Genomic DNA, 25,939 nt, shown 5'->3' on the forward strand with positions numbered 1-25,939 from the left:
ATGCGGGCGGGCCATCGCAAGCCCGTATTGCCCATGACCCCGTTTCTGGCCTATAGCCGCATAAAGATTGTCACCTTGCGGACGGGAGACGCGCAGCATGGCACCAAGGCGCAAGAAAATCTACGAAGGCAAGGCCAAGATCCTCTACGAGGGCACCGAGCCCGGCACGCTCATCCAGTATTTCAAGGATGACGCCACCGCCTTCAACGCCCAGAAGAAGGCCACGGTCGAGGGCAAGGGCGTGCTGAACAACCGCCTGTCCGAGTTCTTCATGACCGGGCTGACCAATATCGGCGTGCCGAACCACTTCATCCGCCGCATCAACATGCGCGAGCAGTTGGTGCGCCAGGTCGAGATCATCCCGCTGGAAGTGATCGTGCGTAATTTCGCCGCAGGCTCGATCTCGAAGCGCCTGGGCATGGAGGAGGGCACGCCGCTGCCGCGCCCCATCGTCGAATACAGCTTCAAGAACGACGAGCTGGGCGATCCCTTCGTGTCCGAGGAATACATCATCGCCTTCGGCTGGGCTTCGCAGCAGGACCTGGACGACATCGTGAGCCTGGCGCTGCGGGTGAACGATTTCCTGTCGGGCGTGTTCTTCGGCGTCGGCATCAAGCTGATCGACTTCAAGATCGAGGTCGGCCGCATCTGGGACGGCGATTTCATGCGCCTGGTGGTCGCCGACGAGATCAGCCCGGATTCGTGCCGGCTCTGGGACGTGAAGACCGGGCAGAAGCTGGACAAGGACGTGTTCCGCCGCGACCTGGGCAGCCTGACCGATGCCTATACCGAGGTGGCGCGCCGGCTGGGCCTGATGCCCGCCAACACCACCTCGCTGACCAAACCCACCCTGATCAACTGAGAGGCCCTGCCGATGAAAGCCCGTGTCACCATCATGCTGAAGGATGGCGTTCTGGATCCCCAGGGCGAGGCGATCCGGCACGCGCTGGGGGGCCTGGGCTTTGCCGGCGTCTCGGGCGTGCGCCAGGGCAAGGTGATCGAGCTGGACCTGGCGGCATCCGATGCCGAGGCGGCGAAGGCCGAGGTCGCGCGCATGTGCGAGGGCCTGCTGGCCAATACCGTGATCGAGAAATACGCGGTCGAGATCGTCTGATCCGTTCGGGCCGGGGCTCTGCCCCGGACCCCGGGATATTTGGGCACGAAAGAACGGGCTTGGGGAGGGCGGCTTCGTGATCGACAAGCTGTCCATGTTCATGGCCCTGGCGCGCGAGAAGCATTTCGGCCGCGCCGCCGAATCGCTGGGCATCACCCAGCCCACCCTGTCATCCGCCATCCGGGCGCTGGAAGAGCAGCTGGGCGTGCAGCTGGTCCGGCGCGGTTCGCGTTTCCAGGGGCTGACGCCCGAGGGCGAGCGCGTGCTGGGCTGGGCGCGGCGCATCGTCGCCGATGCCCGCGCCATGCAGGCCGAGATGCAGGCGAGCCGCAAGGGCGTTTCCGGGCGGCTGCGCATCGGCGTCATCCCGACCGCCATGCCGCGAATCGCCGAGCTGACCGGGCCTTTCCTGCGCCGCCATCCCAATGCCGGGGTCTCGATCCTGTCGCGCAGCTCGGACGAGATCCGCGACCAGATCGAGGCGCTGGAGCTGGATGCCGGCGTCACCTACCTGGACAGCGAGCCGCTGGGCCGGGTGCAGAGCCTGCCGCTGTATCGCGAGACCTATTGCCTGATCGACCGCGGCGAGCTGGCCGGGCCGGCGGACTGGGCCGAGACCGCCACCCGGCCGCTATGCCTGCTGACCCCGGACATGCAGAACCGCCGCATCGTCACCCGGCACCTGGTCGAGGCCGGGGCGGATGCGCTGCCGCGGGTCGAATCGACCTCGATGCTGGCGATCCTGTCGCATGTGGCGACCGGCGACTGGGCTGCCATCCTGCCGCGGGCTCTGGCGCGCGGGCTGCCGCTGCCCGAGGGGGTGCGGGCGCGCGACCTGACCGGGAACGGGCATATGGTCGGGCTGGTCGTCGCCCGGCGCGAGCCGCATCCGCCGCTGGTCGAGGCGCTGATCCGCATCGTCTCGTCGATTGATACTTTCAATCAATAGACGATATATCACGATTGTTCTGTCTATCGTGGGGCTCTAGTCTGGGTAAAACAATTGAGCCCGGACCGACCCAGCCATGACTTCACCAGCGATCGACGCTGATTTCCTTTTGCGCCTTGACGAAATCATCGCCGCCCACAAGGGCCGCGAGGGGCCGCTTTTGCCCATCCTGCACGACATCCAGGCCGAATGGGGCCATGTTCCCGAGGAGGCGCAGCCGGTGCTGGCCGAGGCCCTGGGCATGACCCGCGCCGAGGTTCATGGCGTCGTCAGCTTCTATCACGATTTCCGCGACCATCCGCATGGCCGGCATGTGTTGCGGCTGTGCCGGGCCGAGGCCTGCCAGTCGATGGGCGCCGAGGCGCTGGCCGATGAGGTGCGCCAGGCGCTGGGGATCGACTGGCACCAGACCACGCCGGACGGGCGGCTGACGCTGGAGCCGGTGTTCTGCCTGGGGCTTTGCGCCTGTGCGCCTTCGGCCCAGATGGGCGACAGGCTGGTTGGCCGGGCCAACCTGGCCAAGGTGCGGAAACTGGTGGCTGAAGCGGGCATGGGGGCGGGCGCATGAGGGTCTGGGTTCCCCTGGATGCCGCCGCGCGGGCGCTGGGCGCCGACGAGGTGGCCGAGGCGCTGGGGCGCGAGTTCACCGTCACTCGCAACGGCACGCGCGGCATGATCTGGCTGGAGCCCCTGGTCGAGGTCGAGCGCCAGGGCGTGCGCCATGGCTATGGGCCCGTCGGGCCCGAGGACGCGGCCTCGGTCGCCGAGGCGATCCGCACCGGCGGCGATCATCCGCTGGCGCTGGGTCCGGTCGAGGATCTGCCCTGGATGAAGGCGCAGACCCGGCTGACCTTTGCCCGCGTCGGCGTGATCGACCCGCTGTCGGTCGAGGAATACGAGGCGCATGGCGGCTTGGCCGGCCTGCGCCGCGCCATCGGCATCGGGCCGGAACGGATCGTCGCGGAAGTCACCGAATCCGGGTTGCGCGGCCGGGGCGGCGCCGGTTTCCCGACCGGGATCAAGTGGAAGACCGTGGCTGGCGCCAAGGCGGCGCGGAAATACATCGTCTGCAATGCCGACGAGGGCGATTCGGGCAGCTTCGCCGACCGCATGCTGATGGAGGGCGATCCGCTGGTCCTGATCGAGGGCATGGCGATCGCCGGCATCGCCGTGGGCGCGGTGCAGGGCTATGTCTATATCCGCAGCGAATATCCCGACGCGATCCGGCTGATGGAGGCCGCCATTGGCAAGGCGCGGCAGGCCGGCATCCTGGGCCAGTCGGTGCTGGGCTCGGGCCATGCCTATGACATGGAGGTGCGGGTCGGCGCCGGCGCCTATGTCTGCGGCGAGGAAACCAGCCTGCTCAACAGCCTGGAGGGCAAGCGCGGCGTGGTGCGGGCCAAGCCGCCGATCCCGGCGCTGGAGGGCTTCCTGGGCCGGCCGACGGTGGTCAACAACGTGATCTCGCTGGCCTCGGTGCCCTGGATCCTGACCCATGGCGGGGCGGAATACGCGAAGCTGGGCATCGGGCGATCCAAGGGCACCATCCCGATCCAGATCGCCGGGAACGTGAAATACGGCGGGCTGTTCGAGGCCGCCTTTGGCATGAGCCTGCGCCAGATCATCGAGGAGATCGGCGGCGGCACCGCCTCGGGCCGGCCGGTCAAGGCGGCGCAGGTGGGCGGGCCCTTGGGCTCCTATATCCCGCATTGGGATTTCGACGTGCCCTTCGGCTACGAGGAACTGGCCACCAAGGAGGGGCTCTTGGGCCATGCCGGCATCACCGTCTTCGACGACACGGCCGACATGCTGAAGCTGGCGCGCTTTGCCATGGAGTTCTGCGCCGTGGAAAGCTGCGGCAAATGCACGCCCTGCCGCATCGGCTCGATCCGGGGCGTCGAGACCATCGACCGCATCGCCCAGGGCGACGAGACGGGGATCCCGATCCTCACCGATCTTTGCAACACGATGAAATGGGGCTCGCTCTGCGCGCTGGGGGGCTTTGCGCCCTTCCCGGTCATGTCGGCGCTGACCCATTTCCCCGAGGATTTCAGCGGGCGCCGCGAGCCCCGCCCCACAATCAGGAGCCGGGAGGCCGCCGAATGAAGGATTTCATCATTCCCGACCGCGACATGGGCACCCCCGCGGTCAACTCCGACGTTACCGTGAACCTGCTGGTGGATGGTATCCCGGTCAGCGTTCCCGCCGGAACCAGCGTCATGCGCGCGGCCGCCGTGGCGGGGATCTCGGTGCCCAAGCTTTGCGCCACCGATCATGTCAGCGCCTTCGGCTCCTGCCGGCTTTGCGTGGTGCAGATCGAGGGGATGCGGGGCCTGCCGGCATCCTGCACGACTCCGGTGGCCGAGGGCATGGTGGTCCATACCCAGACCGATGAGGTGGCCCAGGTTCGCAAGGGGGTGATGGAGCTTTACATCAGCGACCATCCGTTGGACTGCCTGACCTGCGCCGCCAATGGCGATTGCGAGCTTCAGGACATGGCCGGCGCCGTCGGCCTGCGCGAGGTGCGCTATGAGCCGGGCAAGAACCATTTCGCCCGCCGCGACGCCGAGGGGCCGAACCCGGAATACCGGCCCAAGGACCAGTCGAACCCCTATTTCACCTTCGATCCGGCGAAATGCATCGTCTGCTCGCGCTGCGTGCGCGCCTGCGAGGAGGTGCAGGGCACCTTCGCGCTGACCATCGAGGGGCGGGGCTTCGACAGCCGCGTTTCCGCCGGCATGGCCTCGGACAGTTTCCTGTCGTCGGATTGCGTCAGCTGCGGCGCCTGCGTGCAGGTCTGCCCGACCGCGACGCTGATCGAGAACAGTGTGATCCAGATCGGCACCCCCGAGCATATCGTCAAGACGACCTGCGCCTATTGCGGCGTCGGCTGTTCCTTTGACGCGCATATGCGCGGCGAGGAAGTGGTGCGCATGGTGCCCAGCAAGGACGGCAAGGCCAACCATGGCCACAGCTGCGTCAAGGGCCGCTTTGCCTGGGGCTATGCCACGCATCGCGAACGCCAGACCCAGCCCATGGTGCGCGAACGGATCACCGATCCCTGGCGCGTGGTCAGCTGGGACGAGGCGCTGGATTTCGCCGCCACCCGGCTGCGGCAGGCGCAGGCGGATTTCGGGCGCGATTCCATCGGCGTCATCACCTCGTCGCGCTGCACCAACGAGGAAACCTATCTGGTGCAGAAGCTGGCGCGTGCGGTGTTTCACAACAACAACACCGACACCTGCGCCCGCGTCTGCCATTCGCCCACTGGCTACGGGCTGAAGACCACCTTCGGCACCTCGGCCGGCACGCATGACTTCGATTCGGTCGATGAGACCGACCTGGCGCTGGTCATCGGCGCCAACCCGACCGATGGGCACCCGGTCTTTGCCAGCCGGCTGCGCAAGCGGCTGCGCGAGGGGGCGGGGCTGATCGTGCTGGACCCGCGCCAGATCGACCTGCTCAAGACCCCGCATATGGGCGAGGGGCTGCACCTGCCGCTGCGCCCCGGCACCAATGTCGCCATGCTGACCGCCATGGCGCATGTGATCGTGGCCGAAAAGCTTTATGACGAGGCCTTCATCCGCGAGCGTTGCGACTGGGACGAGTTCCTGGCCTATGCCGAATTCCTGCTGGATCCGCGCCATGCGCCCGAGGCGGTCGAGACGCTGGCCCGCGTCCCGGCCGAGCTGATCCGCAAGGCCGCCCGCGCCTATGCCGCCGCGCCCCGCGCCAGCATCTATTACGGCCTGGGCGTGACCGAGCATTCGCAAGGCTCGACCACCGTCATGGCCATCGCCAACCTGGCGATGCTGACCGGCAATATCGGCAAGCCCGGCACCGGCGTGAACCCGCTGCGCGGCCAGAACAACGTGCAGGGTTCCTGCGACATGGGCAGCTTCCCGCATGAATATCCGGGCTATCGCCATGTCTCGGACCCCGAGACGCGGGCGATCTATGAACGCGCCTGGGGCGTCGAGCTGTCGCCCGAACCGGGCCTGCGCATCCCCAACATGTTCGACGAGGCGCTGGCCGGCCGGTTCCGCGGGCTCTACTGCCAGGGCGAGGACATCGTGCAATCCGACCCCGACACCCGGCACGTCACCGCGGCGCTGGCAGCGATGGACATCGTCGTCGTGCAGGATCTGTTCCTGAACGAGACCTCGAACTATGCGCATGTCTTCCTGCCGGGTTCGAGCTTCCTGGAAAAGAACGGCACCTTCACCAATGCGGAACGCCGCATCAACATGGTCCGCCGCGCCATGACGCCCAAGAACGGCTACGAGGACTGGGAAGTCACCCAGATGCTGGCCAACCGCATGGGCGCCGCCTGGTCCTATACGCACCCGCGCGAGATCATGGCCGAGATCGCGCTGACCACCCCCAGCTTCGCCGGCGTCAGCTACGACCTCCTGGAGCGCGAGGGCTCGGTGCAATGGCCCTGCAACGACAAGGCGCCGCTGGGCACGCCGGTCATGCATATCGACGGCTTCGTGCGCGGCCGGGGCAAGTTCGTCCATACCGAATATGTGGCGACCGAGGAACGCACCGGGGCGCGCTTCCCGCTGTTGCTGACCACCGGGCGGATCCTGTCGCAATACAACGTCGGCGCCCAGACCCGGCGGACCGAGAACGTGGTCTGGCACCCCGAGGACATCCTGGAGATCCATCCCTCGGACGCCGAAAACCGCGGCATCCGCGAAGGCGACTGGGTGCGCGTGGCCTCGCGTTCGGGCGACACGACGCTGCGCGCGCATATCACCGAGCGGGTGGCGCCGGGCGTGGTCTATACGACCTTCCATCACCCGACGACTCAGGCCAATGTGGTGACGACGGACAATTCCGACTGGGCCACCAACTGCCCCGAGTTCAAGGTGACGGCCGTGCAGGTCAGCCCCTCGAACGGCCCCTCGGAATGGCAAGAGGAGTATCGCCATCATTCCGACCTCGCCCGCCGCATCCTGCCCACCGCTGCCGAGTGACGGCATGCGGGACGTGAAGGCCGGCGTGCTGCGCTGGGACGGCGAAGGCCAGGGCGGCGGCTGGCGGCCCATCGAGCCGCCCCCGGCGCCGCAGGAATGCCCGGTGGCCATTGTCATCGACGGCATGAGCCAGGCGGTGCTGATGGCGACGCCGCATGACCTGCGCGACTTTGCCCTGGGCTTCGCCCTGACCGAGGGGCTGGTCGCCGCGCCAGAGGATGTCGAGGGCTTCGAGGAGGCCGAGGTTTCCGCCGGCGGCTTTCCCGCGCGCGAGGCGCGGCTCTGGCTGCGCCCCGGCTTGGCCGCCCGGCTGGCCGAGCGGCGGCGCAGCATGATCGGCCCGGTGGGCTGCGGGCTGTGCGGCGTCGACAGCATCGAGGCGGCGCTGCCCCGGATCGTGCCGGTCGCCTCGGACTGGTCCATGCCGCCCGCGGACGTGGCCCGCGCCATGGCCGCGCTGACCCAGGGCCAGGTCTTGCGGCACCGGACCCCCGCCATCCACGGCGCCGCCTTCTGGGACGGTGCCCATGGCCTGACGCGCGAGGATGTCGGGCGGCACAATGCGCTGGACAAGCTGGCGGGCGCGCTGGCGCTTGCCGGACAGGCGGCCGGGCAGGGCGCCATCGTCATGTCCTCGCGCCTGTCGGTCGACCTGGTGCAGAAGGCCGCCCGCATCGGCGCGCCGATCCTGATCGGTGCCAGCGCGCCGACGGCCCTGGCGCTGCAATGGGCCGAGCGCGCCGGCATCACCCTGATCGCCCGCGCCAGGGGCGCGAGCTTCGATCTTTACACCCATCCCCGGCGCATTGCCGGAAGCTGAGGCGACATGTCCCACGACCATTCGAAACTGATCCGCATGGCCAGCCAGATGGCGCAATTCTTCGGCACCCAGCCCGACCGGCCGGCGCCCGAGGCGGTGGCCGCGCATATCAACGAATCCTGGACGCCGCGGATGCGGCAGGATTTCGTGGACCAGATCCGCGCCGGGGCCGAGGCCGACCCGGTGGTGCGCGAGGCGGCCGCCTTCGTCCGCCTGCCGGCCGCCTGATTTTGCCCCTGCCACCCCGTCTGGCGTCGTGCTAGCGTGGCGGCATGGCACAGCTACCTTCCCGGCAAGAGATTCTCGACTGGGTGTCCGCCCACCCGGACGCCACCGCGAAACGCGACATCGCGAAAGCCTTCGGCATCAAGGGTGCCGAGCGCATCGAGCTGAAGCGGCTGCTGAAGGAGCTTGAATCCGAGGGGCTGCTGGAACGCCGCCGCCGCCATTACCACGATGCCGAGCGGCTGCCGCCGGTCACGGTGCTGCAGCTGCTGCCGCCGGACCGCGACGGCGACATCTTCGCCAAGCCGCTGGAATGGCAGGGCGAGGGGCCGATGCCGCGCATCCTCTATGCGGCGCTGAAATCCGACCCGGCGGTGGCGCCGGGCGAGCGCATCCTGGCCCGGCTGATCGAGACGCGGGGCGAGGATCACGACTACCAGGCCCGGCTGATCCGCCGCATCGGCACGGTGCAGCACCGCATCGTCGGCATCTTCCGCGCCGCGGCCGGCGGGTCCGAGGCGGGCGGCCGCATCCTGCCCATCGACAAGGGCCAGGACAAGGAATGGCAGATCCGCCCCGGCGACGTGCATGGCGCGAAAAGCGGCGAACTGGTCGAGGCCGAGCAGGTCGGCCCCCGCGGCCGCATCGGCCTGCCCGTGGCGCGGATCGTCGAGCGGCTGGGCGACCCGTCGGCGCCCAGGGCGGTCAGCCTGATCGCCATCCACCAGCACGGCATCCCCGACGATTTCCCCGACGAGGCGATCGCCGAGGCCGATGCCGCCCGCCCGGCGACGATGAAGGGGCGCGAGGACCTGCGCCCCCTGCCCTTCATCACCATCGACCCCTCGGACGCGCGCGACCGCGACGATGCCGTGGCGGCCGAGACGCATGAGGACGGCGGCGCCACGGTCTGGGTCGCCATCGCCGACGTGGCGCATTACGTCCGCCCCGGCTCGGCGCTGGACCGCGAGGCGAGGAACCGCGGCAATTCCACCTATTTCCCCGACCGGGTGGTGCCGATGCTGCCCGACATCCTGTCGAGCGACCTCTGCTCGCTGCACCAGGGCGTGGACCGGCCGGTCATCGCGGTCAGGATGCGGCTGGACGCGCAGGGCAACAAGACCGGCCACAGCTTCCACCGCGGCATGATCCGCTCGGCCGCGAGCCTGGCCTATGAACAGGCGCAGGCGGCGGCCGACGGCAGCCCGGACGACCAGACCGCGCCGCTGCTCGACGCCGTGATCCACCCGCTCTGGCACGCCTACAGGCTGCTCAAGGCCGCGCGGCAGCGCCGCCAGCCGCTGGAGCTGGACCTGCCCGAGCGCCGTATCGAGCTGACCCCTGACGGTCGGGTGAAATCGGTGAACTTCCGCGAACGCTACGACGCGCACCGGCTGATCGAGGAATTCATGGTGCTGGCCAATGTCGCCGCGGCCGAGGAACTGGAGCGCCTGCGCCGCCCGCTGCTTTACCGCGTCCACGAGGAGCCGACGGTCGAAAAGCTGGACGCCCTGCGCGAGGTGGCCGAGGCCTCGGGCTTTACCCTGGCCAAGGGGCAGGTGCTGCAGACCCGGCACCTGAACCGTCTGCTGAAACAGGCCGAGGGCTCGGAATTCGACGAGCTGATCAACATGACGGCGCTGCGCTCGATGCAGCAGGCCTATTACAACCCCGAGAATTTCGGCCATTTCGGGCTGGCGCTGCGCTCTTACGCGCATTTCACCTCGCCGATCCGGCGCTATTCCGACCTGATCGTGCATCGTGCGCTGATCATGGGGCATGGATGGGGCGATGACGGGCTGTCGGCGCAGGACATCGAGACGCTTTCGGAAACCGCCCAGCATATCTCGGAAACCGAGCGCCGCTCGATGGCGGCGGAACGCGACACCACCGACCGCTATCTCGCCGCCTATCTGGCCGACCGGGTGGGGGCCGAGTTCACCGGCCGCATCAGCGGCGTGCAGCGTTTCGGCGCCTTCGTGCGGCTGGACGAGACCGGGGCGGACGGGCTCTTGCCGATCCGCGAGATCGGCCGGGAATATTTCCACTACGACCCCGAGGCGCAGGTGCTGATGGGCTCCGAGACCGGGCTCGAGATCGGCATCGGCCAGCGCGTGACCGTCCGCCTGACCGAGGCGGTGCCGCTGACCGGCGGGCTGATGCTGGAACTGCTGGAACTCGAAGGCCGGCCGCTGCCGCAAGGCTCGGGCGGCGGGCGCGGCAAGAGACCGATGCGCAAGCGCGCCACCCAGGCCCGGCTGGCCGAGATCAAGCGCGCGCAAAAGCGGCGGCGGGTTCGGCGGCAGGGCTGAAGAAGGGGGCTTTGCCCCCGCGCGTTCCGCGCTCCCCCAGGATATTTGAGCACGAAAGAAGCGATGTGGCGACTCCGCCGGCTTCTTTCGTGTCCAAATATCCTGCGGGGGAGTCAGCCGCAGGCTGGCGGGGGCGCAAAGCCCCCTTGCGGCGGCGACGCAAGCGAAAGGGGCGGCCATTTGACCGCCCCTTGATTCATTTCCGCGTCATGCTTCAGCCGATGGCGGCGGCGCGGACGTCGTCGTCGATCTTGTCGGCATATTGCGCGAAATTGTCGCTGAACATGCCGACCAGCTTGCGGGCCTGGGCGTCATAGGCGGCGCCGTCCGCCCAGGTCTGCCGCGGGTCGAGCAGCTTGTCCTCGACGCCGGGAACCGAAACCGGAACCTCGAAGCCGAAATTCGGATCCTTGCGGAACTCGACCTGGTTCAGCGAGCCGTCCAGCGCCGCGGTCAGCAGGGCGCGGGTCGCCTTGATTGGCATGCGCTTGCCGGTGCCGAAGGCGCCGCCGGTCCAGCCGGTGTTGACCAGCCAGCAGGCCGCGCCGGTCTTGGCGATCTTTTCCTGCAGGAGCTTGCCATAAACTTCCGGCCGCCGCGGCATGAAGGGGGCGCCGAAGCAGGTCGAGAAGGTGGGCGTCGGCTCGGTCACGCCGACCTCGGTCCCCGGCGTCTTGGAGGTGAAGCCCGACAGGAAGTGATACATCGCCTGCGCCGGGGTCAGCCGCGCGATCGGCGGCAGCACGCCATAGGCGTCGCAGGTCAGCATGATCACGTTCCTGGGCTGGCCGCCCAGCGAGGTTTCCGACGCGTTCGAGATCTGCTCCAGCGGATAGGCGCAGCGCATGTTGTCGGTCAGCGAGTTGTCCTCGAAGTCCAGCTCCAGCGTGTCGGGGTCGTAGACCATGTTCTCGACCACGGTGCCGAACTTGAAGCAGGTGGCGTAGATTTCCGGCTCGGCCTCGGCCGAGAGGTTGATGGTCTTGGCGTAGCAGCCGCCCTCGAAGTTGAAGATGCCGTGGTCCGACCAGCCATGCTCGTCATCGCCGATCAGCGTGCGCGAGGGATCGGCCGAAAGCGTGGTCTTGCCGGTGCCCGACAGGCCGAAGAAGATCGCGGAATCGTCGGGATTGCCGATGGCGTGGTTGGCCGAGCAATGCATCGGCATCACGCCCTTTTCCGGCAGGATGTAGTTCAGCAGCGTGAAGACCGATTTCTTGTTCTCGCCGGCATAGGCGGTATTGCCGATCAGGATCAGCTTCTTCTCGAAGTTGAGCGCGATCACCGTTTCCGAGCGGCAGCCATGTTTCGCCGGGTCGGCCTTGAACGAGGGGCAGTTGATGATGGTGAAATCGGGCACGAAGCCGGCCAGTTCGGCCGCTTCCGGGCGGCGCAGCAGGTGGCGGATGAAAAGCCCGTGCCAGGCCAGTTCGGTCACGACCCGGACGTCGAGGCGCAGGGCAGGATCCGCGCCGCCGTAGAGGTCTTGCACGAAATAGTCCTTGCCCTTCATGTGCTCCAGCATGTCGGCATGGAGCCGGTCGAAGGCCTCGGGCTCCATCGGGCGGTTGTTTTCCCACCAGATGCTGTCTTCCACCGACGCCGTGCGCACCACATGCTTGTCCTTGGGCGAGCGGCCGGTATGGGCGCCGGTCGAGACCAGGAAGGTGCCGCCCAGGCCCAGCTTGCCTTCGCCGCGCTGGATCGCCGCCTCGACCAGCGCCGGTTCCAGCAGGTTGTAGTGGACATTGCCGAGCCCCGTGATCCCCTGGTCTTCGAGACGGCAATTCGGATTGACGCGCGGTTCGGTCATGGCACCTTTGCTCCTGCTGATAGTCCGGGCCGGCAGCGGCCGTTGCGCGTCCTATAACACGGCATTTCCCCGGCGAAAGCGCACATATGGGCAGGGTTAGCGCAATCAGACACGGTTAGCGCAATCATTTGTCGGATCGTGGTCTTGGCTTCGGGAAAACGTCACAAAGGCCCTTGGTCCGGCGTAGGGGTCCGGGGCGATTCGCGCCGCGGCAAGAGGCAAGGGGAAGGAAGCCATGATCCTGCATGCAAGCTGCATCGCCCACCGGGAACGGGGGCTGCTGATCCTGGGGCCCTCGGGCGCGGGCAAGTCCGTGCTGGCGCTGCAGATGATGGCGCTTGGCGCGGCGCTGGTGGCGGACGACCGCACCGTCCTGCGCCGCGAGGGCGGTCGGATCCTCGCCGATGCGCCCGATTCGATCCGCGGCCGGATCGAGGCGCGGGGGGTGGGCATCCTGCATGCCGCGCCGCATGGCCCGGTCGAGCTGGCCCTGGCAGTCGATCTGGCGCGCCCCGAGCCCGACCGGCTGCCGCCCGACCGGCGGCTTGACCTAATGGGCAGGTCCGTGCCCCTTGTCCTTGGGGCCGGCCGCGTTCATCTTGCGTCAATACTGTTGCAATACCTTGTCGCTGGCCGGGCGGATACGGATTTGCACGAAAGGTAGGGTCAAGCCATGCCGGAGGCGGCAAGCGCCATGGACAGCCAGGAGGAACAGGCCCAGCGGCTGGTGCTGATCACCGGCCCGTCGGGGGCCGGGCGCTCGACGGCGATCAACGTGCTGGAGGATCTGGGCTACGAGGCGATCGACAACCTGCCCCTGTCGCTGATCCCGCGGCTGCTGGACGGGCCGGCGCGGCCGATGCCGCTGGCCCTGGGGCTGGACGTGCGCAACCGCGACTTCTCGGTCGCCAACCTGATCGAGCTGATCGACCGGCTGACCCGACTCCCGGAATATGCGCCCGAGGTGCTGTTCCTGGACTGCACGACCGAGCAGCTCTTGCGGCGGTTCAACGAAACCAGGCGCCGCCATCCGCTGCGCGCCGAGGGCTCGCCGCTCGACGCCATCATCGCCGAGCGCGACATGCTGTCGCCGATCCGCGCCCGCGCCGACGTGCTGGTCGATACGTCCGAGCTGTCGCCGCATGACCTGAAGGCGGAACTGGCCCGCTGGTTCGAGACTGAGCCGGGGCGGCGGCTGACCGTCTCGGTCCAGTCCTTTTCCTACAAGCGCGGCGTGCCGCGCGGGGTGGACATGATGTTCGACTGCCGCTTCCTGGCCAATCCGCATTGGCAGCCGGAACTGCGGCCGCTGGATGGCCGCGATTCGCCGGTTCAGCATTATGTGATGGCCGATTCGCGATTCGACGAATTCTTCCGCAGGGTGCAGGATCTTGTGCTTTTCACCCTGCCTGCCCATCTGGATGAGGGAAAGGCGCACCTGGCGATCGGCTTCGGCTGCACCGGGGGGCGACACCGTTCTGTCACAATGGCGGAAAAAATGGCAGATGCGCTTGCGAAAGCAGGCTGGCAAGTGTCAATTAGACATCGGGAACTTGAACGCCGTGAAAAGGCGCCGGCACCTGGGGATGATGGCCATATGCGGGCCTCTCGCACAGCTTTGGCGCAAGGGTGAACGGCTGGTGCGTGGTGGGGCGAATTGATCGGGATTGTCATCGTGGCGCATGGTGGGCTGGCCAGGGAGTATCTCTCGGCCGTCGAGCATGTGGTGGGGCCGCAAACCGGGATCAAGGCCGTGGCCATCGAGGAAAACCATGACCGGGGCGAGAAGCAGGCCGAAATCTGCGCCGCCGCGGATGCGGTGGATGCGGGCGACGGCGTGGTGGTGGTCACGGATCTGTTCGGGGGTTCGCCCTCGAACCTGTCGCTGATGGCCTGTGCGACGCGGAACCGCTCGATTCTCTATGGGGCGAACCTGCCGATGCTGGTGAAACTGGCGAAATCGCGCAAATTGTCGGTGGCCGATGCGGTGACGCTGGCCAAGGATGCGGGACGCAAGTACATCAACAGCTATGACGTCCTGCCTGCCGATGTGCTTCCCATTCCCAAACGTGCCGCTTCATGAATGACATGACCAACGGGGCCGTCACCCGCGAACTGGCGATCATCAACGAAAAGGGCCTGCACGCGCGGGCCAGCGCGAAGTTCGTCGAGACGGTGGAACGCTTCGACGCCCAGGCCACCGTGGAAAAGGACGGCATCAGCGTCTCGGGCGATTCGATCATGGGCCTGCTGATGCTGGCCGCGCCGCGCGGCACCGCGATTCGCGTCACCACCCGCGGGGCCGAGGCGCGGGAGCTGGCCGATGCGCTGACCGCCCTGGTCGAGGATTACTTCGGCGAAGGCATGTAAGGGCCGGACATGGCCCGCACCTCCTATCACCATGGCAACCTGCGCCAGGCCCTTGTCGAGGCCACGGTGCAGCTGATCGAGGAAAAGGGCCCGCAGGCCTTTACCCTGGCCGAGGCCGCACGCCTGGCCGGGGTCAGCGCCGCCGCGCCCTATCGCCATTTCGCCGGGCGCGAGGATCTGCTGGAGGAGGTCGCCCGGCAGGGCTTCGAGGAATTCGCCGACCGGCTCGAGGCCGCCTTCGACCAGGGCCGGCCGCGGCCGCTGACCGCGTTCCTGCGCATGGGCCAGGAATACCTGACCTTTGCCGCCGAGCGGCGCGGCTTCTACATGGCCATGTTCGAATCGGGCATCTCGATCGCCGGCAATGCCGGGCTGTCGCAGGCCTCGGAACGGGCGCGCGGCATCCTGGTGCGCGGGGCCGAGACGCTGTTTGCCCAATTGCCCAATGGGCGCCGCCCGCCGCCGGGCATGGTCGCCGACCATGTCTGGGCGCTGAGCCATGGCGTGGTCGAGCTGTTCGGCCGCGGCAAGCCCGGCTCGCGCTCGCCCATCTCGGCGGGCGACATGCTGGAAAGCGGGGCGCTGATCTATCTGCGCGGGCTGGGCGTGATCCCCGACTGAAACTTTCCCATGAAAATTTCCGCCGTTTCCCTTGAACCCGGCCGGCTGCGCTCCATCTATGTAAATGTGATTAACATTCACATCGGAAAGGGACCGCAATGAACACTGACATCGCCCCGCGCCCCTCCGTCCTTGACCGGGTCGGCGCCGTGCTGGCCGGCATCCGGGACTGGCTGGACGAACGCGGGAAGGGCGCCTGGATCGCCGCCATGATCCTGGCCTTCATCGCCTGCTGGCCCTTGGGCCTTGCCATCCTGGGTTACATGATCTGGAGCAAACGCATGTTTTCCTGCCGCCACCGCCATCATCACCACCGCCACGGCCGCAGCCATGGCCTCGGATACGCGGCGCCGACCGGCAACACCGCCTTCGACGCCTATCGCGAGGAAACGCTGAAGCGGCTGGAGGACGAGCATCGCGAGTTCCTGGACTTCCTGCAAAAACTGCGCGAAGCCAAGGACAAGGCCGAGTTCGACCAGTTCATCCAAAGCCGCAAGGAACCGGATGAGCCGCCGGCTCCCAGGATCGAGCCGCAGGCGTGATGCGAAAAGGGCCGGGGATCACCCGGCCCTGCTTCAATAGGAATATTCGGCATAGATGCGGCTGAGGTCGCCCGCCCATTCGCCCTGGTATTTCTCCAGCAGCTCGTCGGCCGGCACCCTGCCGGTCTCGACGCTTTCCTTCAGCGTGTTCAGGAAATGCGTCTCGTCCGGGACCAGCCCGCCCGAGCCGGTGCGGGCCCGCGCCTTGAGCCCCGCCTCGGAAATCGCCAGCACCTCGCGCGCCAGGTCGCGCATCCTGGTGCCGTTCACCTCGGCATCCAGCGCCAGAAGGCCGGCGCCCTGCCGCCAGGATTCGCGCGTCTCGGCGTCCCAGCCCTTGACCAGATCCCAGGCCGCATCCAGCGCCGAGGCGTCGTAAAGCAGCCCGACCCACAGCGCCGGCAGGGCGCAGAGCCGCCGCCAGGGGCCGCCGTCGGCGCCGCGCATCTCGATGAATTTCTTGACCCGCGCCTCGGGGAAAACGGTGGTCAGGTGGTCGGCCCAGTCCGACAGCGTCGGGATCTCGCCCGGCAGGGCGGGCAGGCGGCCGTTCAGGAAATCGCGGAAGCTCTGCCCCAGCGCGTCGATATACTTGCCGTCGCGATAGACGAAATACATCGGCACATCGAGGACGTAATCGACCCAAGCCTCGTAGCCGAACCCGTCCTCGAAGGCAAAGGGCAGCATGCCGGTGCGTGCGGCGTCGAGGTTCTGCCAGATATGCGCGCGCCAGCTTTTCCAGCCGTTCGGCTTGCCGTCGAGGAAGGGCGAATTGGCAAACAGCGCATTCGCCACCGGCTGCAGGGCCAGCGCCACGCGCAGCTTCTGCACCATGTCGGCTTCCGAGGCGAAGTCCAGGTTCACCTGCACCGTGCAGGTGCGATACATCATCTGCGTGCCCAGCGTGCCGACCCGGCCCATGTAGTCGGTCATCAGCCGGTAGCGCCCCTTGGGCATCATCGGCATCTGGTCCTGGGTCCAGACCGGCGCCGCGCCCAGGCCGATGAAGCCCGCGCCCAGCTCGTCGGCGACGCTTCTGACCTCGGCCAGGTGCTGGTTCACTTCGTCGCAGGTCTGGTGGATGGTCTCCAGCGGCGCGCCCGAGAGTTCCAGCTGGCCGCCCGGCTCCAGGCTGACATTGGCGCCGTCGCGTTCCAGCCCGATGATATGGCCGGCCTCCAGCACCGGGGTCCAGCCGAAGCGGGCCTGCAACCCCTCCAGCATGGCCTTGACCGAGGGCTGGCCGGGCGCGGCCTCATAGGGCAGGGGCATCAGGTCGGCGTGGCGATAGCCGAATTTCTCGTGTTCCGTGCCGATCCGCCAGCTTTCCCGCGGCTTTTCGCCCGAGGCGAGGTATTCGGTCAGCTGTTCGGGACGTTCGATCGGGCCGCCGCCCTGTTGGGGAATGGACATCGGTGGCCTTTCGTTTGCCTTTGCCCGCCACAGGTGGCAAGGCGGGCGGCTCAAGTCAAGCGGGCGCGAACCGGCCTCGTCCAAAGGGTTTGGATCGTGGGCGCCCCCTCGGCCAGCGCGGCGGCGACCCGGCCCATCTCGATCCCCGGCAAGGTGGCGAAGGCGCCGGCCAGATGTTCGGCCCCCGAGGCATCGACGGGGATCAGCAGCGCCTGCCCGTCGGCGCTTTTCAGCCGCCAGTGCCGGCGGCCGTTCAGCCGCATCAGCCGGATTTCGTTCAACTCGCGCAGCGCGATCTCGCCGCCCAGCAGCCGGTTGGGCGACAGGTAGCGGATCGCGCCCTCGTCCAGCTCGACCATGCCGGGGCCCAGCGTGTCGTGGCGGAACCGCATCCGCCGCCGCGCGTCCAGCGCCCAGAGCGCCGAGGCCCCGGCGATCGCGGCGCCGATCGGCCACAGGATCCAGCCGCCCAGCGAGAACACCCACAGCCCGAAGGCGGTCGCGGCCAGCGCGGTGCCGGTCTCGGCCCAGGGGCGCAGCTTTTCGGCCAGCTCCGGGCGGATCATCCCAGGTCCAGCGCCATGTCCCGATGCGGGATGCCGGCATCGTCGTATTCCGGGCCATAGGCGGCAAAGCCCAGCTTTTCGTAAAAGCCGATGGCATGGGTCTGGGCGCCCAGCTTGGCGCGGGTGACGCCGGGCATGGCGCGCAATTCCTCCAGCGCCGCGCGGATCAGCGCCGCGCCGGCGCCGGTGCCGCGGGCGGATTGCAGCACGGCGACGCGGCCGATCTTCCCGGTCGCGCCCTGGACCAGGATGCGGGCGGTGCCCACCGCCGCGCCCGAGGCGTCGCGGGCCAGCAGGTGGATCGCCTCGCCGTCGCGGCCGTCCCATTCCTCGGCCTCGGGGACGGATTGCTCGATGATGAAGACCGCGCGCCGGATCGCGCGGCAGGTCGCAAGGTCGGTGGTCTTTTCGATCATGCGAAGTAACGCTCCAGGATGCGGCGATAGATGCGGGCAAGCTGGCGCACCTGCTCGGCCGGCACGCGCTCATCCACCTGATGCATGAAATGCCCCACCAGCCCGAATTCAAGCACCGGGCAGTGATCCTTGACGAAACGCGCGTCCGAGGTGCCGCCCGAGGTGGAAAGCGCGGGGGTCAGCCCCGTCTCCTCGCGCACCACGCCGGCGACCAGGTCGACGAAGGGGCCGGGCCGGGTCAGGAAGCTTTCGCCCGAAACGTCGGTCGAGATGGCGAAATCCACCTTGGTATCGGCCGAGATCGCCGCCGCCCGCGCCCGGATCATGCGGTCGAGGCTGCCCGACGTATACGCGTCGTTGAAGCGGATGTTGATCGTCGCCCGCACCCGTTCCGGGATCACGTTCGAGGCCGGGTTGCCGCAATCCACCGTCGTCACCTGCAAGCCCGAGGGGTCGAAATGCTCGGTCCCCTCGTCCAGCGGCGCCTCGGTCAGCTCGTGCAGCAGCCGCAGCAGCGCGTGGATCGGGTTGCGGGCGCGATGCGGATAGGCGGCATGGCCCTGGATGCCATGCGCCTCGACCTGCAGGGTCATCGAGCCGCGGCGGCCGATCTTGATCATCTCGCCCATGCGGTCGGGGTTCGAGGGCTCGCCGACGATGCAGACATCCATCCGCTCGCCATGCATGGCCATCCAGTCGAGCAGCGCGCGGGTGCCGTGCTTGCCCGGCCCCTCCTCGTCGCCGGTGATGGCCAGGACCACCGCGCCGTCCGGCGGCGGGGTCTCGGTCACGAAGCCGATGGCGGCGGCGACGAAGGCGGCGACGCCGGATTTCATGTCGGTGGCGCCCCGGCCCCAGATCCAGCCCTCGGCCTCGTGCCCGGAAAAGGGCGGATGCGTCCAGCTGGCCGGATCGCCGGGCGGCACCACGTCGGTATGGCCGTTGAAGCCGAAGCTGCGCGCGCCCTTGGCCCCCCAGCGCGCGAACAGGTTCGGCACCCCCTCGCGGTCGACGCGATGGCATTCGAAGCCCGCCGCGCCCAGCACATCCGCCAGCAGCAGCAGCGCGCCGCCCTCGTCGGGCGTGACCGAGGCGCAGCGGATCAGCCTTGCGGTCAGTTGGGCGGGATCGGGGATCGTGGTCATGGGCGGCCTTTCGCTTTTGGCCCCCTGGTTACACCGCCGGGCCCGCAAGCTCCAGCGCGCGGCGCAGCAGGTTGGCGCCGGTCAGCACCAGCAGCAGCAGCGTCCAGCGCCGGAACCGCGCCGCGTCCAGCCGGTCATGCGCCAGATAGCCCAGCCCCATGCCGATCAGCGCCGGGATGACCAGGATCGCCGAGAACGGCAGGGTCCGGGCGTTCAGCAGCCCCGATTGCAGATGCGAGGCGGTCAGCACCGCCGCGCCGATGAAGAACACCACGCCCTGCACGCGCATCTGCTCGGCCTTGGGCACGTGCAGCGACAGCAGCAGCACCAGCAGCGGCGGCCCCCAGATGCCCGAGATGCCGCCGATCAGCCCGCCGGTCACGCCGGTCGCGATCTCCACGCGGCGGCGGTGATGGACGGGCAGGACCATGCTGCGCCCCAGGATCTGCCACAGCGCGAACAGCATGATCGGCAGGCCGATCAGCGCATACATCAGCCCTTGCGGCACGCGGGTCGCGAAAAAGGCGCTGACCGGGATGAACAGCACCACCATGCCGACATGCCAGCGCCAGTCCCAGGTCGCCTGCCATGCCGGGCGCCAGCCGCCGCGCAGCGCCTGGCGGATGTTCGTGACCAGCACCGGCAGGATCACCGCGGCGACCGCCTGCTGGGCGGGCAGGAAGGAACCCAGCGCCGCCAGCATGATCATCGGCATGGCAAAGCCGATGGCACCCTTCACGAAGCCGGAAAACAGCGTGATCGCGATGGCGATCCAGAAATGGAAGGGATCGAGGCCGAACATGTTCCTTGGGCGACGCTAAGATTCTGCGGGTTCTGGCAAGGTGCTTAGCGCGCCTCGGATCTTTCCGCAAAGCACAAGAGGCAGGCTCCCAGGCGGAAAGAGGCGCCATCCCCCCGCGCGCCAGACCGGATCACCGGCAACGCCTCGGCCTGGGCCGGAAGCACGGGGCGGCTGGCACGCCCCTCGCCCCGAGCCGGAGCAGCGCCCGGATCAAGGGCGCGCTGCCGAGGAACGGCAGCGCCGACGGCCGATTGCGTGCCGGTGACGGTGGCGGACCAGACCCATCCGGCCATGTGGCGCAGGGATGTCAGCCTGACCTACGGCAGGCCCTGGATCGCTGCGCATCCGGCTGGATGTCCAGCGGTTCACGCCCCGCCATGCCAAGGCCCTCGCCAGCCGCTTCGGGCCAAGGCACGGCCCCGCCGTCACTCGGGGCGCGGACGCAATAGGCAAGCTGCTGGGCGGGGCCGGGCGGAAGGGTTCGACACGGTGTTCCCCCTTGTCCTAGGGCCGGTCGCAAAGGGGGATCGACCGTTGCCAGACCGTCCTGCTCGACGGCAGCAGCCTGGCGCTGTGCCATCGTCCCGGCCCATATTCCGTGGGCACCCAGCCCGGCAATAGGCGCGACTGACGGGACATTTTAGTTCATAATGCGGCTATATCGCGCATGATAGTTGCGCTGCAATTGCGAAACGGCTAGTCATGCTGCAACGCCGCATGAAGGAATCTGCCATGAAGGACATGCCCGCGATGCCAGCCGATACGCCTTCCGCCCTGCTTGCGCTTGCAGGCGAGGCCCTGCCGGAACTCGAATCCCTGCAATCCCGCGCGACCGAGGCGCTGCGCGCGCTGGTCGCCCCCGCGGGCAAGCCGCAACCGGCGCTTCTGGAGGAACACCAGCACGCCGCCCATGCGCTGTCCTGGCTGGCGACCTATGTCGAATCGGTGCGCCAGCTGGCCGGCTGGGCCGGGCGGCTGGCCGAGGCGGGGGGCCTGGGCCGCACCGAGGCGCTGATCCTGCAGATCGGCCTGGGCGAATACCTGACCCAGATCGCCGGCGGCATCCCGATGAGCCAGACCGAGTTCGCCCGGCTTTCGGACCTGGGCATCGACTGGAAGCCGGGCGAGGCGGCGGCCGCGCTGATGCGCGGCAATACCGCCCAGGCGCGGGCCGAGCTGGCGCGGCTGATGCAGGACAACCATGGCCGCGCCACCTTTGGCGCCACCGGGCTGGACGAGGATCTGGAGATGATCCGCGACCAGTTCCGCCGCTATGCCGACGAGCGGGTGATCCCCAACGCCCATGAATGGCACCTGAAGGACCAGCTGATCCCGATGGAGATCATCGAGGAACTGGCCGAGCTGGGCGTTTTTGGCCTGACCATCCCCGAGGAATTCGGGGGGCTGGGCCTCTCGAAAGCCTCGATGGTGGTCGTGACCGAGGAGCTGTCGCGCGGCTATATCGGCGTGGGTTCGCTGGGCACCCGCAGCGAGATCGCGGCCGAGCTGATCCTCTGCGGCGGCACCGAGGCGCAGAAGGCGAAATGGCTTCCGGCGCTGGCCTCGGGCGAGATCCTGTCGACGGCGGTCTTTACCGAGCCGAATACCGGCTCGGACCTGGGCAGCCTGCGCACGCGGGCCGTGCGCGACGGCGAGGATTGGGTCGTCACCGGCAACAAGACCTGGATCACCCATGCGCAGCGCACCCATGTCATGACGCTGCTGGCGCGCACCGACCCCGAGACCACGGATTGGCGCGGATTGTCGATGTTCCTGGCGGAAAAGACGCCGGGCACCGACGACGACCCCTTCCCGACCCCCGGCATGACGGGCGGCGAGATCGAGGTGCTGGGCTATCGCGGCATGAAGGAATACGAACTCGGCTTCGACGGCTTCCGGGTCAAGGGCGAGAACCTGCTGGGCGGCGAGCCGGGGCGCGGCTTCAAGCAGCTGATGGAGACCTTCGAATCGGCGCGCATCCAGACCGCCGCCCGCGCCGTGGGCGTGGCGCAATCGGCGGCCGAGATCGGCATGCAATACGCCATCGACCGCAAGCAGTTCGGCAAACCGCTGATCGAGTTCCCGCGCGTCGCCGACAAGCTGGCGATGATGGCGGTGGAAATCATGATCGCCCGCCAGCTGACCTATTTCAGCGCCTGGGAAAAGGACCACGGCCGGCGCTGCGACCTGGAGGCCGGCATGGCCAAGCTCTTGGGCGCGCGCGTCGCCTGGGCGGCGGCCGACAATGCCTTGCAGATCCATGGCGGCAACGGCTTTGCGCTGGAATACGCCATCAGCCGCGTGCTGTGCGACGCGCGCATCCTGAACATCTTCGAGGGCGCGGCCGAGATCCAGGCCCAGGTTATTGCACGCAGGCTACTGGACTAGGATGAAATTCCGGCCCCTGCTGGACAGCGGGGGCCGTTAGGGCATTATGGCAGCAACATGACGTAACGGAGCTGCCCATGAACCGCATCCCGATGATTTCCGTGGCCTTCGCCGCCACGCTCGGCCTTGCCGCCTGCGAGCCCGCCACGCCCGACGTTCCGGGCAGCAATATCCCGACCGGCGCCTATGTGCTGGTCGGCATCGGTTCCGACACCGTGCCGCAGCGCAATGTCGGCATGACCATCGCGGCGGACGGCTCGATTTCGGGCAAGGCGCCCTGCAACCAGTATTCGGCCAGCCAGACCGCCGAGCCGCCGGGCTTTGCGCTGGGCCCGCTGACCACGACCGAGATGGCCTGTTCGGGCAATGCCGGCCGGCTGGAGACGCGCTATCTGCAGGCGCTGTCGGCCGCCGACGGCATCACCTTCGAGGGCGGCGTGCTGACCATCAAGGGGCCGACCTACCTGACCTATGAGCCGGGCTATCGCAAGGAATGACCCCTTGCCCGGAAGGAGGCGCGCCATGCGCAAGCTGATCCTGGCCCTGTCCTTGCCCCTGGGCCTGGCCGCCTGCGCGGCCGAACCGGACGGCGCGGCGCAGATCCCCGGCGACTATGCGCTGGTCGCGGTCGAGGGCGTCACGGTTTCGGGCACGCCGAGCCTGCGCATCGCCGAGGACGGCGCGGTCTCGGGGCAGGGGCCCTGCAACCTGTTCACCGGCCGCAACAACGCCGCGCTGCCGGCGCTGGACCTGGGCGCGCTGGCGGTGACGCGCCGCGCCTGCCTGCAAGAGGGCGGCGAGCACGCGTTCTTCCAGGCGCTCGGCGCGGTGCGCGAGGCCAGGCGCGAGGGCGAGGAGCTGGTGATGACCGGCCCGGATGTCACCATCCGCTGGCGGATCGCGACGCCGTAAGCCGGGCGACCAGCCGGGCGCGTGCGGGCGGCAGGGGCTTGCCCGCATGGCTCTCGGCCAGCCGCGATTGCAGGAAATGCCCGGTCAGGGCCAGCGCGTCCTCGATCCCGCCATTGCCGCGCCCGCCCAGCATGGCGGGCAGGGGCAAGAGCCGCGGTGCCCAGTCCCCCGCCGCCTGCGCCGAAACCGCCCGGCCCGAGCGCGGGCTGACATAGGCCAGCCCCTCGCGCGATCCCGTCACCGCGCAGCTGGTCAGGTCCAGCCCGAAGCCCAGCTCGTCCAGAAGCCGCATTTCCCAGCGCAGATAGGCTTCCGCCCAATCCTCGCCCGCGTCCATCAGGTCCAGCAGCGCCTCGGTCGCGGCGGCAAGGTGGGGATGGGGGTCGCGCTCGGGCAGGGCAAAGGTCAGCAGCGCGGTGACGGCATTCACCCCGGCCAGCGCATCGGCACCGGCCAGCAGCCCCGGCCGCGCCCGCGCCGGCTCGATGCTGAAGGTGCCCAGCTGTTCCTCAAGCCGCGCCCGCCAGCGCAGGCTGACCCGGTTGCCCGGCTGCAGCATGGCGGCGCGCCTGGCGCTGGCGCCGCCGGGCACCAGGCCGCGGATCAGCCCTGCCTCGCGCGTCAGCACGGTCAGGATCGCGGCGCTTTCGCCGTGCCGTTGCAGCGCCATCACGCTGGCCTCGCCGCTCCATTCCATCGCGCCGCCTTTCCTTTCGCGCCACCCTGCCGCAATCTGGGGGCGACGGACAAGGAGGCAGGCATGTTGAAACCGTGGATCGAGGCCCAGGCCCGGCTGGTCGAAGTGGCGGCGGGGCGCGCGCCGGCGGATCTGGTGATCCGGGGCGGGCAATGGGTCAATGTCCACACCCGCGAGGTGATCCCCGGCATCGACATCGCCGTGGCCGACGGCCGGGTGGCCTATGTCGGCGCCGATGCCGGGCCCTCGATCGGCCCCGATACGCAGGTCATCGAGGCGGCGGGCCGCTACATGGTTCCCGGCCTGATCGACGCGCATATGCATGTCGAATCGGGGATGCTGACGCCCGCCGGCTTTGCCGCCGCCGTGATCCCGCATGGCACGACGACGATCTTCCACGACCCGCATGAGATCGCCAATGTGCTGGGGCTTAACGGCGTGCGGCTGATGCGGGACGAATCGCTGCTCCAGCCGATCAGCATGTTTACCCAGATGCCCAGCTGCGCGCCATCCGCCCCCGGCCTGGAGACCACCGGCCAGCCGATCACCGAGGGCGAGGTGGCGCAGGCCATGGGCTGGGACGGCATCGTCGGCCTGGGCGAGATGATGAACTTTCCCGGCGTCGCCGCGGGCGACCGGCAGATGCTGGCCGAGATCGCCGCCACCCGCGCCGCCGGCAAGACGGTGGGCGGCCATTACGCCAGCCCCGACCTGGGCCGGCCCTTCCACGCCTATGTCGCCGGCGGCGCCGCGGACGACCACGAGACCACGACCGAGGCGCAGGGCATCGCCCGCGTGCGCCAGGGCATGGGCTGCATGATGCGGCTGGGCTCGGCCTGGTATGACGTTGAAAGCCAGATCACCGCGATCACCGAAAAGGGGCTCGACCCGCGCTTCTTCATCCTTTGCACCGACGACAGCCATTCCGGCACGCTGGTCCATGACGGACACATGAACCGGGTGGTGCGCCATGCCATCGACTGCGGCTGCGATCCGCTGGTGGCGATCCAGATGGCGACGATCAACGCGGCCCAGCATTTCGGGCTGGAACGCGAGCTGGGCAGCATCACGCCGGGTCGGCGGGCGGACGTGATCCTGACCCGCGACCTGCACAGCCTGCCCATCGAGGCGGTGATCGCGCAGGGGCGGCTGGTCGCCGAAGGCGGCAAGCTGCTGGTGGATTGCCCGCGCATCGCCTGGCCCGACGAGGCGCGCAACTCGGTGCATCTGGGGCGCCGCCTTGCCGGCGCGGATTTCGCCGTGCGCGCCATGGGCGACAGCGCGCGGGTGCGGGTGATCGGCGTGGTCGAGAACCAGGCCCCGACCCGCGCGCTGACCGCCGAGCTGCCGATCCGCGACGGCGTGATCGAGGCGCAGGGCGAGACCTGCCATATCGCGCTGGTCGAACGCCACCGGGCGACGGGCGGCGTGGTGAACGGCTTCGTCTCGGGCTTCGGCTACCAGGGCCGGATGGCGGTGGCCTCGACCGTGGCGCATGACAGCCATCACATGATCGTCGTCGGCACCTGCCGCGACAGCATGGCGGCGGCGGCCAACCACCTGGGCCGGATCGGCGGCGGCGTCACCGTGTTCCGCGACGGCGAGGAACTGGCGACGGTGGCGCTGCCCATCGCCGGGCTGATGTCCGACCTGCCCGCCGAGGAAGTGGCCGAGGCGGCGCAGGGGATCGTCAAGGCGATGCAGGATTGCGGCTGCCGGCTCAACAACGCGTATATGCAGCATTCGCTCCTGGCGCTGGTGGTGATCCCCGAGCTGCGCATCTCGGACCTGGGCATCGTCGACGTGACCCGGTTCGAACTGGTCGACCTGCTGGTCTAGCCCTGCAGCCCCG

The 25,939-nt window shown here is 68.5% G+C and carries 26 protein-coding genes; 19 read left to right on the forward strand and 7 right to left on the reverse strand.

Translation table 11 applies throughout. The annotated features are described in order from the left end of the window. The first annotated feature begins 97 nt into the window (after nt 1-97). The 9 genes from purC (at nt 98) to rnr (ending at nt 10,402) form a co-directional block, all read left to right on the forward strand. Nucleotides 98-862: a phosphoribosylaminoimidazolesuccinocarboxamide synthase gene (gene purC, locus E3U25_RS10330; protein ID WP_024843654.1), complete on the forward strand. Its 765-nt coding sequence runs from the start codon at nt 98-100 to the stop codon at nt 860-862. 12 nt (nt 863-874) lie between these two features. Continuing rightward, the gene (gene purS, locus E3U25_RS10335) at nt 875-1,114 is read left to right on the forward strand and encodes a phosphoribosylformylglycinamidine synthase subunit PurS (RefSeq protein ID WP_024843653.1); all 240 of its coding nucleotides are present in this window, start codon (nt 875-877) and stop codon (nt 1,112-1,114) included. 76 nt (nt 1,115-1,190) lie between these two features. Beyond that, nucleotides 1,191-2,063 (forward strand): LysR family transcriptional regulator, encoded by an 873-nt coding sequence (locus E3U25_RS10340; protein WP_036756288.1) that lies wholly within the window; start codon nt 1,191-1,193, stop codon nt 2,061-2,063. Between the two features lie 76 nt (nt 2,064-2,139). Beyond that, nucleotides 2,140-2,631, forward strand: a complete 492-nt coding sequence (locus E3U25_RS10345; protein ID WP_036756210.1) for a formate dehydrogenase subunit gamma — start codon at nt 2,140-2,142, stop codon at nt 2,629-2,631. After that, entirely contained in the window at nt 2,628-4,169 is a 1,542-nt protein-coding gene (locus tag E3U25_RS10350) for a formate dehydrogenase beta subunit (protein WP_116220472.1), read from the forward strand. The genes E3U25_RS10345 and E3U25_RS10350 overlap by 4 nt, the downstream gene beginning before the upstream one ends. Beyond that, nucleotides 4,166-7,045 (forward strand): formate dehydrogenase subunit alpha, encoded by a 2,880-nt coding sequence (gene fdhF, locus E3U25_RS10355; protein ID WP_116220471.1) that lies wholly within the window; start codon nt 4,166-4,168, stop codon nt 7,043-7,045. The genes E3U25_RS10350 and fdhF overlap by 4 nt, the downstream gene beginning before the upstream one ends. Before the next feature lie 4 nt (nt 7,046-7,049). Continuing rightward, nucleotides 7,050-7,865 carry a formate dehydrogenase accessory sulfurtransferase FdhD gene (gene fdhD / locus E3U25_RS10360; protein ID WP_116220470.1) on the forward strand — a complete coding sequence of 272 codons (816 nt, stop codon included), beginning with the start codon at nt 7,050-7,052 and terminating at the stop codon, nt 7,863-7,865. Between the two features lie 6 nt (nt 7,866-7,871). Continuing rightward, nucleotides 7,872-8,093, forward strand: coding sequence for a formate dehydrogenase subunit delta (locus E3U25_RS10365; protein ID WP_036756200.1), 222 nt, complete (start codon nt 7,872-7,874; stop codon nt 8,091-8,093). Between the two features lie 44 nt (nt 8,094-8,137). Further along, nucleotides 8,138-10,402: a ribonuclease R gene (gene rnr, locus E3U25_RS10370; RefSeq protein ID WP_116220469.1), complete on the forward strand. Its 2,265-nt coding sequence runs from the start codon at nt 8,138-8,140 to the stop codon at nt 10,400-10,402. Nucleotides 10,403-10,616: 214 nt separating this feature from the next. Here the strand turns inward: rnr and E3U25_RS10375 are convergent, their stop codons facing one another. Next, a complete protein-coding gene (locus E3U25_RS10375; protein ID WP_036756195.1) occupies nt 10,617-12,215 on the reverse strand; it encodes a phosphoenolpyruvate carboxykinase in 1,599 nt (532 codons plus the stop codon). 235 nt (nt 12,216-12,450) lie between these two features. Between E3U25_RS10375 and E3U25_RS10380 the strand changes: the two genes are divergently transcribed. The 6 genes from E3U25_RS10380 (at nt 12,451) to E3U25_RS10405 (ending at nt 15,748) form a co-directional block, all read left to right on the forward strand. Beyond that, entirely contained in the window at nt 12,451-12,879 is a 429-nt protein-coding gene (locus E3U25_RS10380) for an HPr kinase/phosphorylase (RefSeq protein ID WP_036756192.1), read from the forward strand. A 9-nt stretch (nt 12,880-12,888) separates the two neighbouring features. Further along, complete coding sequence (gene rapZ / locus E3U25_RS10385; RefSeq protein ID WP_052095936.1) at nt 12,889-13,848, forward strand: RNase adapter RapZ; 960 nt, start codon at nt 12,889-12,891, stop codon at nt 13,846-13,848. 24 nt (nt 13,849-13,872) lie between these two features. After that, nucleotides 13,873-14,298 (forward strand): PTS sugar transporter subunit IIA, encoded by a 426-nt coding sequence (locus E3U25_RS10390; RefSeq protein ID WP_036756189.1) that lies wholly within the window; start codon nt 13,873-13,875, stop codon nt 14,296-14,298. Further along, on the forward strand, nt 14,295-14,585 hold the full coding sequence (locus E3U25_RS10395) for an HPr family phosphocarrier protein (protein ID WP_116220468.1): 291 nt from the start codon (nt 14,295-14,297) through the stop codon (nt 14,583-14,585). Before E3U25_RS10390 ends, E3U25_RS10395 begins: the two co-directional genes overlap by 4 nt. Nucleotides 14,586-14,594: 9 nt before the next feature. Continuing rightward, nucleotides 14,595-15,206, forward strand: a complete 612-nt coding sequence (locus E3U25_RS10400; RefSeq protein WP_072462075.1) for a TetR/AcrR family transcriptional regulator — start codon at nt 14,595-14,597, stop codon at nt 15,204-15,206. A gap of 98 nt (nt 15,207-15,304) precedes the next feature. Continuing rightward, a complete protein-coding gene (locus E3U25_RS10405) occupies nt 15,305-15,748 on the forward strand; it encodes a DUF2852 domain-containing protein (RefSeq protein WP_036756180.1) in 444 nt (147 codons plus the stop codon). A 33-nt stretch (nt 15,749-15,781) separates the two neighbouring features. Here E3U25_RS10405 and E3U25_RS10410 read toward each other — a convergent pair whose 3' ends face one another. From E3U25_RS10410 to E3U25_RS10430, 5 genes are read right to left on the reverse strand one after another with little or no spacing between them, the layout of a single operon-like run. Further along, on the reverse strand, nt 15,782-17,161 hold the full coding sequence (locus E3U25_RS10410; RefSeq protein ID WP_116220467.1) for a glutamate--cysteine ligase: 1,380 nt from the start codon (nt 17,159-17,161) through the stop codon (nt 15,782-15,784). Nucleotides 17,162-17,211: 50 nt separating this feature from the next. Next, nucleotides 17,212-17,727, reverse strand: a complete 516-nt coding sequence (locus E3U25_RS10415) for a hypothetical protein (RefSeq protein WP_116220466.1) — start codon at nt 17,725-17,727, stop codon at nt 17,212-17,214. After that, entirely contained in the window at nt 17,724-18,143 is a 420-nt protein-coding gene (locus E3U25_RS10420; RefSeq protein WP_116220465.1) for a GNAT family N-acetyltransferase, read from the reverse strand. Before E3U25_RS10420 ends, E3U25_RS10415 begins: the two co-directional genes overlap by 4 nt. Next, nucleotides 18,140-19,288, reverse strand: a complete 1,149-nt coding sequence (gene dapE, locus E3U25_RS10425) for a succinyl-diaminopimelate desuccinylase (protein WP_116220464.1) — start codon at nt 19,286-19,288, stop codon at nt 18,140-18,142. The genes E3U25_RS10420 and dapE overlap by 4 nt, the downstream gene beginning before the upstream one ends. A 28-nt stretch (nt 19,289-19,316) precedes the next feature. Next, on the reverse strand, nt 19,317-20,090 hold the full coding sequence (locus tag E3U25_RS10430) for a sulfite exporter TauE/SafE family protein (protein WP_116220463.1): 774 nt from the start codon (nt 20,088-20,090) through the stop codon (nt 19,317-19,319). A gap of 732 nt (nt 20,091-20,822) precedes the next feature. Here E3U25_RS10430 and E3U25_RS10435 point away from each other — a divergent pair. The 3 genes from E3U25_RS10435 (at nt 20,823) to E3U25_RS10445 (ending at nt 23,390) form a co-directional block, all read left to right on the forward strand. Then, on the forward strand, nt 20,823-22,478 hold the full coding sequence (locus E3U25_RS10435) for an acyl-CoA dehydrogenase family protein (RefSeq protein ID WP_116221640.1): 1,656 nt from the start codon (nt 20,823-20,825) through the stop codon (nt 22,476-22,478). Nucleotides 22,479-22,555: 77 nt separating this feature from the next. After that, nucleotides 22,556-22,975, forward strand: a complete 420-nt coding sequence (locus E3U25_RS10440; protein ID WP_036756167.1) for an META domain-containing protein — start codon at nt 22,556-22,558, stop codon at nt 22,973-22,975. A 25-nt stretch (nt 22,976-23,000) separates the two neighbouring features. Continuing rightward, the gene (locus E3U25_RS10445; protein ID WP_036756165.1) at nt 23,001-23,390 is read left to right on the forward strand and encodes an META domain-containing protein; all 390 of its coding nucleotides are present in this window, start codon (nt 23,001-23,003) and stop codon (nt 23,388-23,390) included. Here the strand turns inward: E3U25_RS10445 and recO are convergent. Beyond that, nucleotides 23,359-24,087: a DNA repair protein RecO gene (gene recO / locus E3U25_RS10450; protein WP_116220462.1), complete on the reverse strand. Its 729-nt coding sequence runs from the start codon at nt 24,085-24,087 to the stop codon at nt 23,359-23,361. The two genes, E3U25_RS10445 and recO, sit on opposite strands and share 32 nt — an antisense overlap. A gap of 63 nt (nt 24,088-24,150) precedes the next feature. Between recO and ade the strand changes: the two genes are divergently transcribed. Next, complete coding sequence (gene ade / locus E3U25_RS10455; RefSeq protein WP_116220461.1) at nt 24,151-25,926, forward strand: adenine deaminase; 1,776 nt, start codon at nt 24,151-24,153, stop codon at nt 25,924-25,926. Nucleotides 25,927-25,939: the final 13 nt, after the last annotated feature.

Origin of the sequence: Paracoccus versutus, from assembly GCF_029909795.1 — a bacterium.
Lineage (GTDB): Bacteria > Pseudomonadota > Alphaproteobacteria > Rhodobacterales > Rhodobacteraceae > Paracoccus > Paracoccus versutus.

What these genes read in the sequence shown, in the direction of transcription:
- dapE (WP_116220464.1), bottom strand. Translation starts at nt 19,288, where the DNA reads ATGACCACGATCCCCGATCCCGCCCAACTGACCGCAAGGCTGATCCGC.
- E3U25_RS10445 (WP_036756165.1), top strand. Translation starts at nt 23,001, where the DNA reads ATGCGCAAGCTGATCCTGGCCCTGTCCTTGCCCCTGGGCCTGGCCGCC.
- E3U25_RS10395 (WP_116220468.1), top strand. Translation starts at nt 14,295, where the DNA reads ATGAATGACATGACCAACGGGGCCGTCACCCGCGAACTGGCGATCATC.
- fdhD (WP_116220470.1), top strand. Translation starts at nt 7,050, where the DNA reads ATGCGGGACGTGAAGGCCGGCGTGCTGCGCTGGGACGGCGAAGGCCAG.
- E3U25_RS10375 (WP_036756195.1), bottom strand. Translation starts at nt 12,215, where the DNA reads ATGACCGAACCGCGCGTCAATCCGAATTGCCGTCTCGAAGACCAGGGG.
- E3U25_RS10440 (WP_036756167.1), top strand. Translation starts at nt 22,556, where the DNA reads ATGAACCGCATCCCGATGATTTCCGTGGCCTTCGCCGCCACGCTCGGC.
- E3U25_RS10345 (WP_036756210.1), top strand. Translation starts at nt 2,140, where the DNA reads ATGACTTCACCAGCGATCGACGCTGATTTCCTTTTGCGCCTTGACGAA.
- rapZ (WP_052095936.1), top strand. Translation starts at nt 12,889, where the DNA reads ATGCCGGAGGCGGCAAGCGCCATGGACAGCCAGGAGGAACAGGCCCAG.
- E3U25_RS10415 (WP_116220466.1), bottom strand. Translation starts at nt 17,727, where the DNA reads ATGATCCGCCCGGAGCTGGCCGAAAAGCTGCGCCCCTGGGCCGAGACC.
- E3U25_RS10420 (WP_116220465.1), bottom strand. Translation starts at nt 18,143, where the DNA reads ATGATCGAAAAGACCACCGACCTTGCGACCTGCCGCGCGATCCGGCGC.
- recO (WP_116220462.1), bottom strand. Translation starts at nt 24,087, where the DNA reads ATGGAATGGAGCGGCGAGGCCAGCGTGATGGCGCTGCAACGGCACGGC.
- rnr (WP_116220469.1), top strand. Translation starts at nt 8,138, where the DNA reads ATGGCACAGCTACCTTCCCGGCAAGAGATTCTCGACTGGGTGTCCGCC.
- E3U25_RS10435 (WP_116221640.1), top strand. Translation starts at nt 20,823, where the DNA reads ATGAAGGACATGCCCGCGATGCCAGCCGATACGCCTTCCGCCCTGCTT.
- E3U25_RS10405 (WP_036756180.1), top strand. Translation starts at nt 15,305, where the DNA reads ATGAACACTGACATCGCCCCGCGCCCCTCCGTCCTTGACCGGGTCGGC.
- E3U25_RS10400 (WP_072462075.1), top strand. Translation starts at nt 14,595, where the DNA reads ATGGCCCGCACCTCCTATCACCATGGCAACCTGCGCCAGGCCCTTGTC.
- purC (WP_024843654.1), top strand. Translation starts at nt 98, where the DNA reads ATGGCACCAAGGCGCAAGAAAATCTACGAAGGCAAGGCCAAGATCCTC.
- E3U25_RS10380 (WP_036756192.1), top strand. Translation starts at nt 12,451, where the DNA reads ATGATCCTGCATGCAAGCTGCATCGCCCACCGGGAACGGGGGCTGCTG.
- ade (WP_116220461.1), top strand. Translation starts at nt 24,151, where the DNA reads ATGTTGAAACCGTGGATCGAGGCCCAGGCCCGGCTGGTCGAAGTGGCG.
- E3U25_RS10410 (WP_116220467.1), bottom strand. Translation starts at nt 17,161, where the DNA reads ATGTCCATTCCCCAACAGGGCGGCGGCCCGATCGAACGTCCCGAACAG.
- E3U25_RS10350 (WP_116220472.1), top strand. Translation starts at nt 2,628, where the DNA reads ATGAGGGTCTGGGTTCCCCTGGATGCCGCCGCGCGGGCGCTGGGCGCC.
- E3U25_RS10430 (WP_116220463.1), bottom strand. Translation starts at nt 20,090, where the DNA reads ATGTTCGGCCTCGATCCCTTCCATTTCTGGATCGCCATCGCGATCACG.
- fdhF (WP_116220471.1), top strand. Translation starts at nt 4,166, where the DNA reads ATGAAGGATTTCATCATTCCCGACCGCGACATGGGCACCCCCGCGGTC.
- E3U25_RS10365 (WP_036756200.1), top strand. Translation starts at nt 7,872, where the DNA reads ATGTCCCACGACCATTCGAAACTGATCCGCATGGCCAGCCAGATGGCG.
- purS (WP_024843653.1), top strand. Translation starts at nt 875, where the DNA reads ATGAAAGCCCGTGTCACCATCATGCTGAAGGATGGCGTTCTGGATCCC.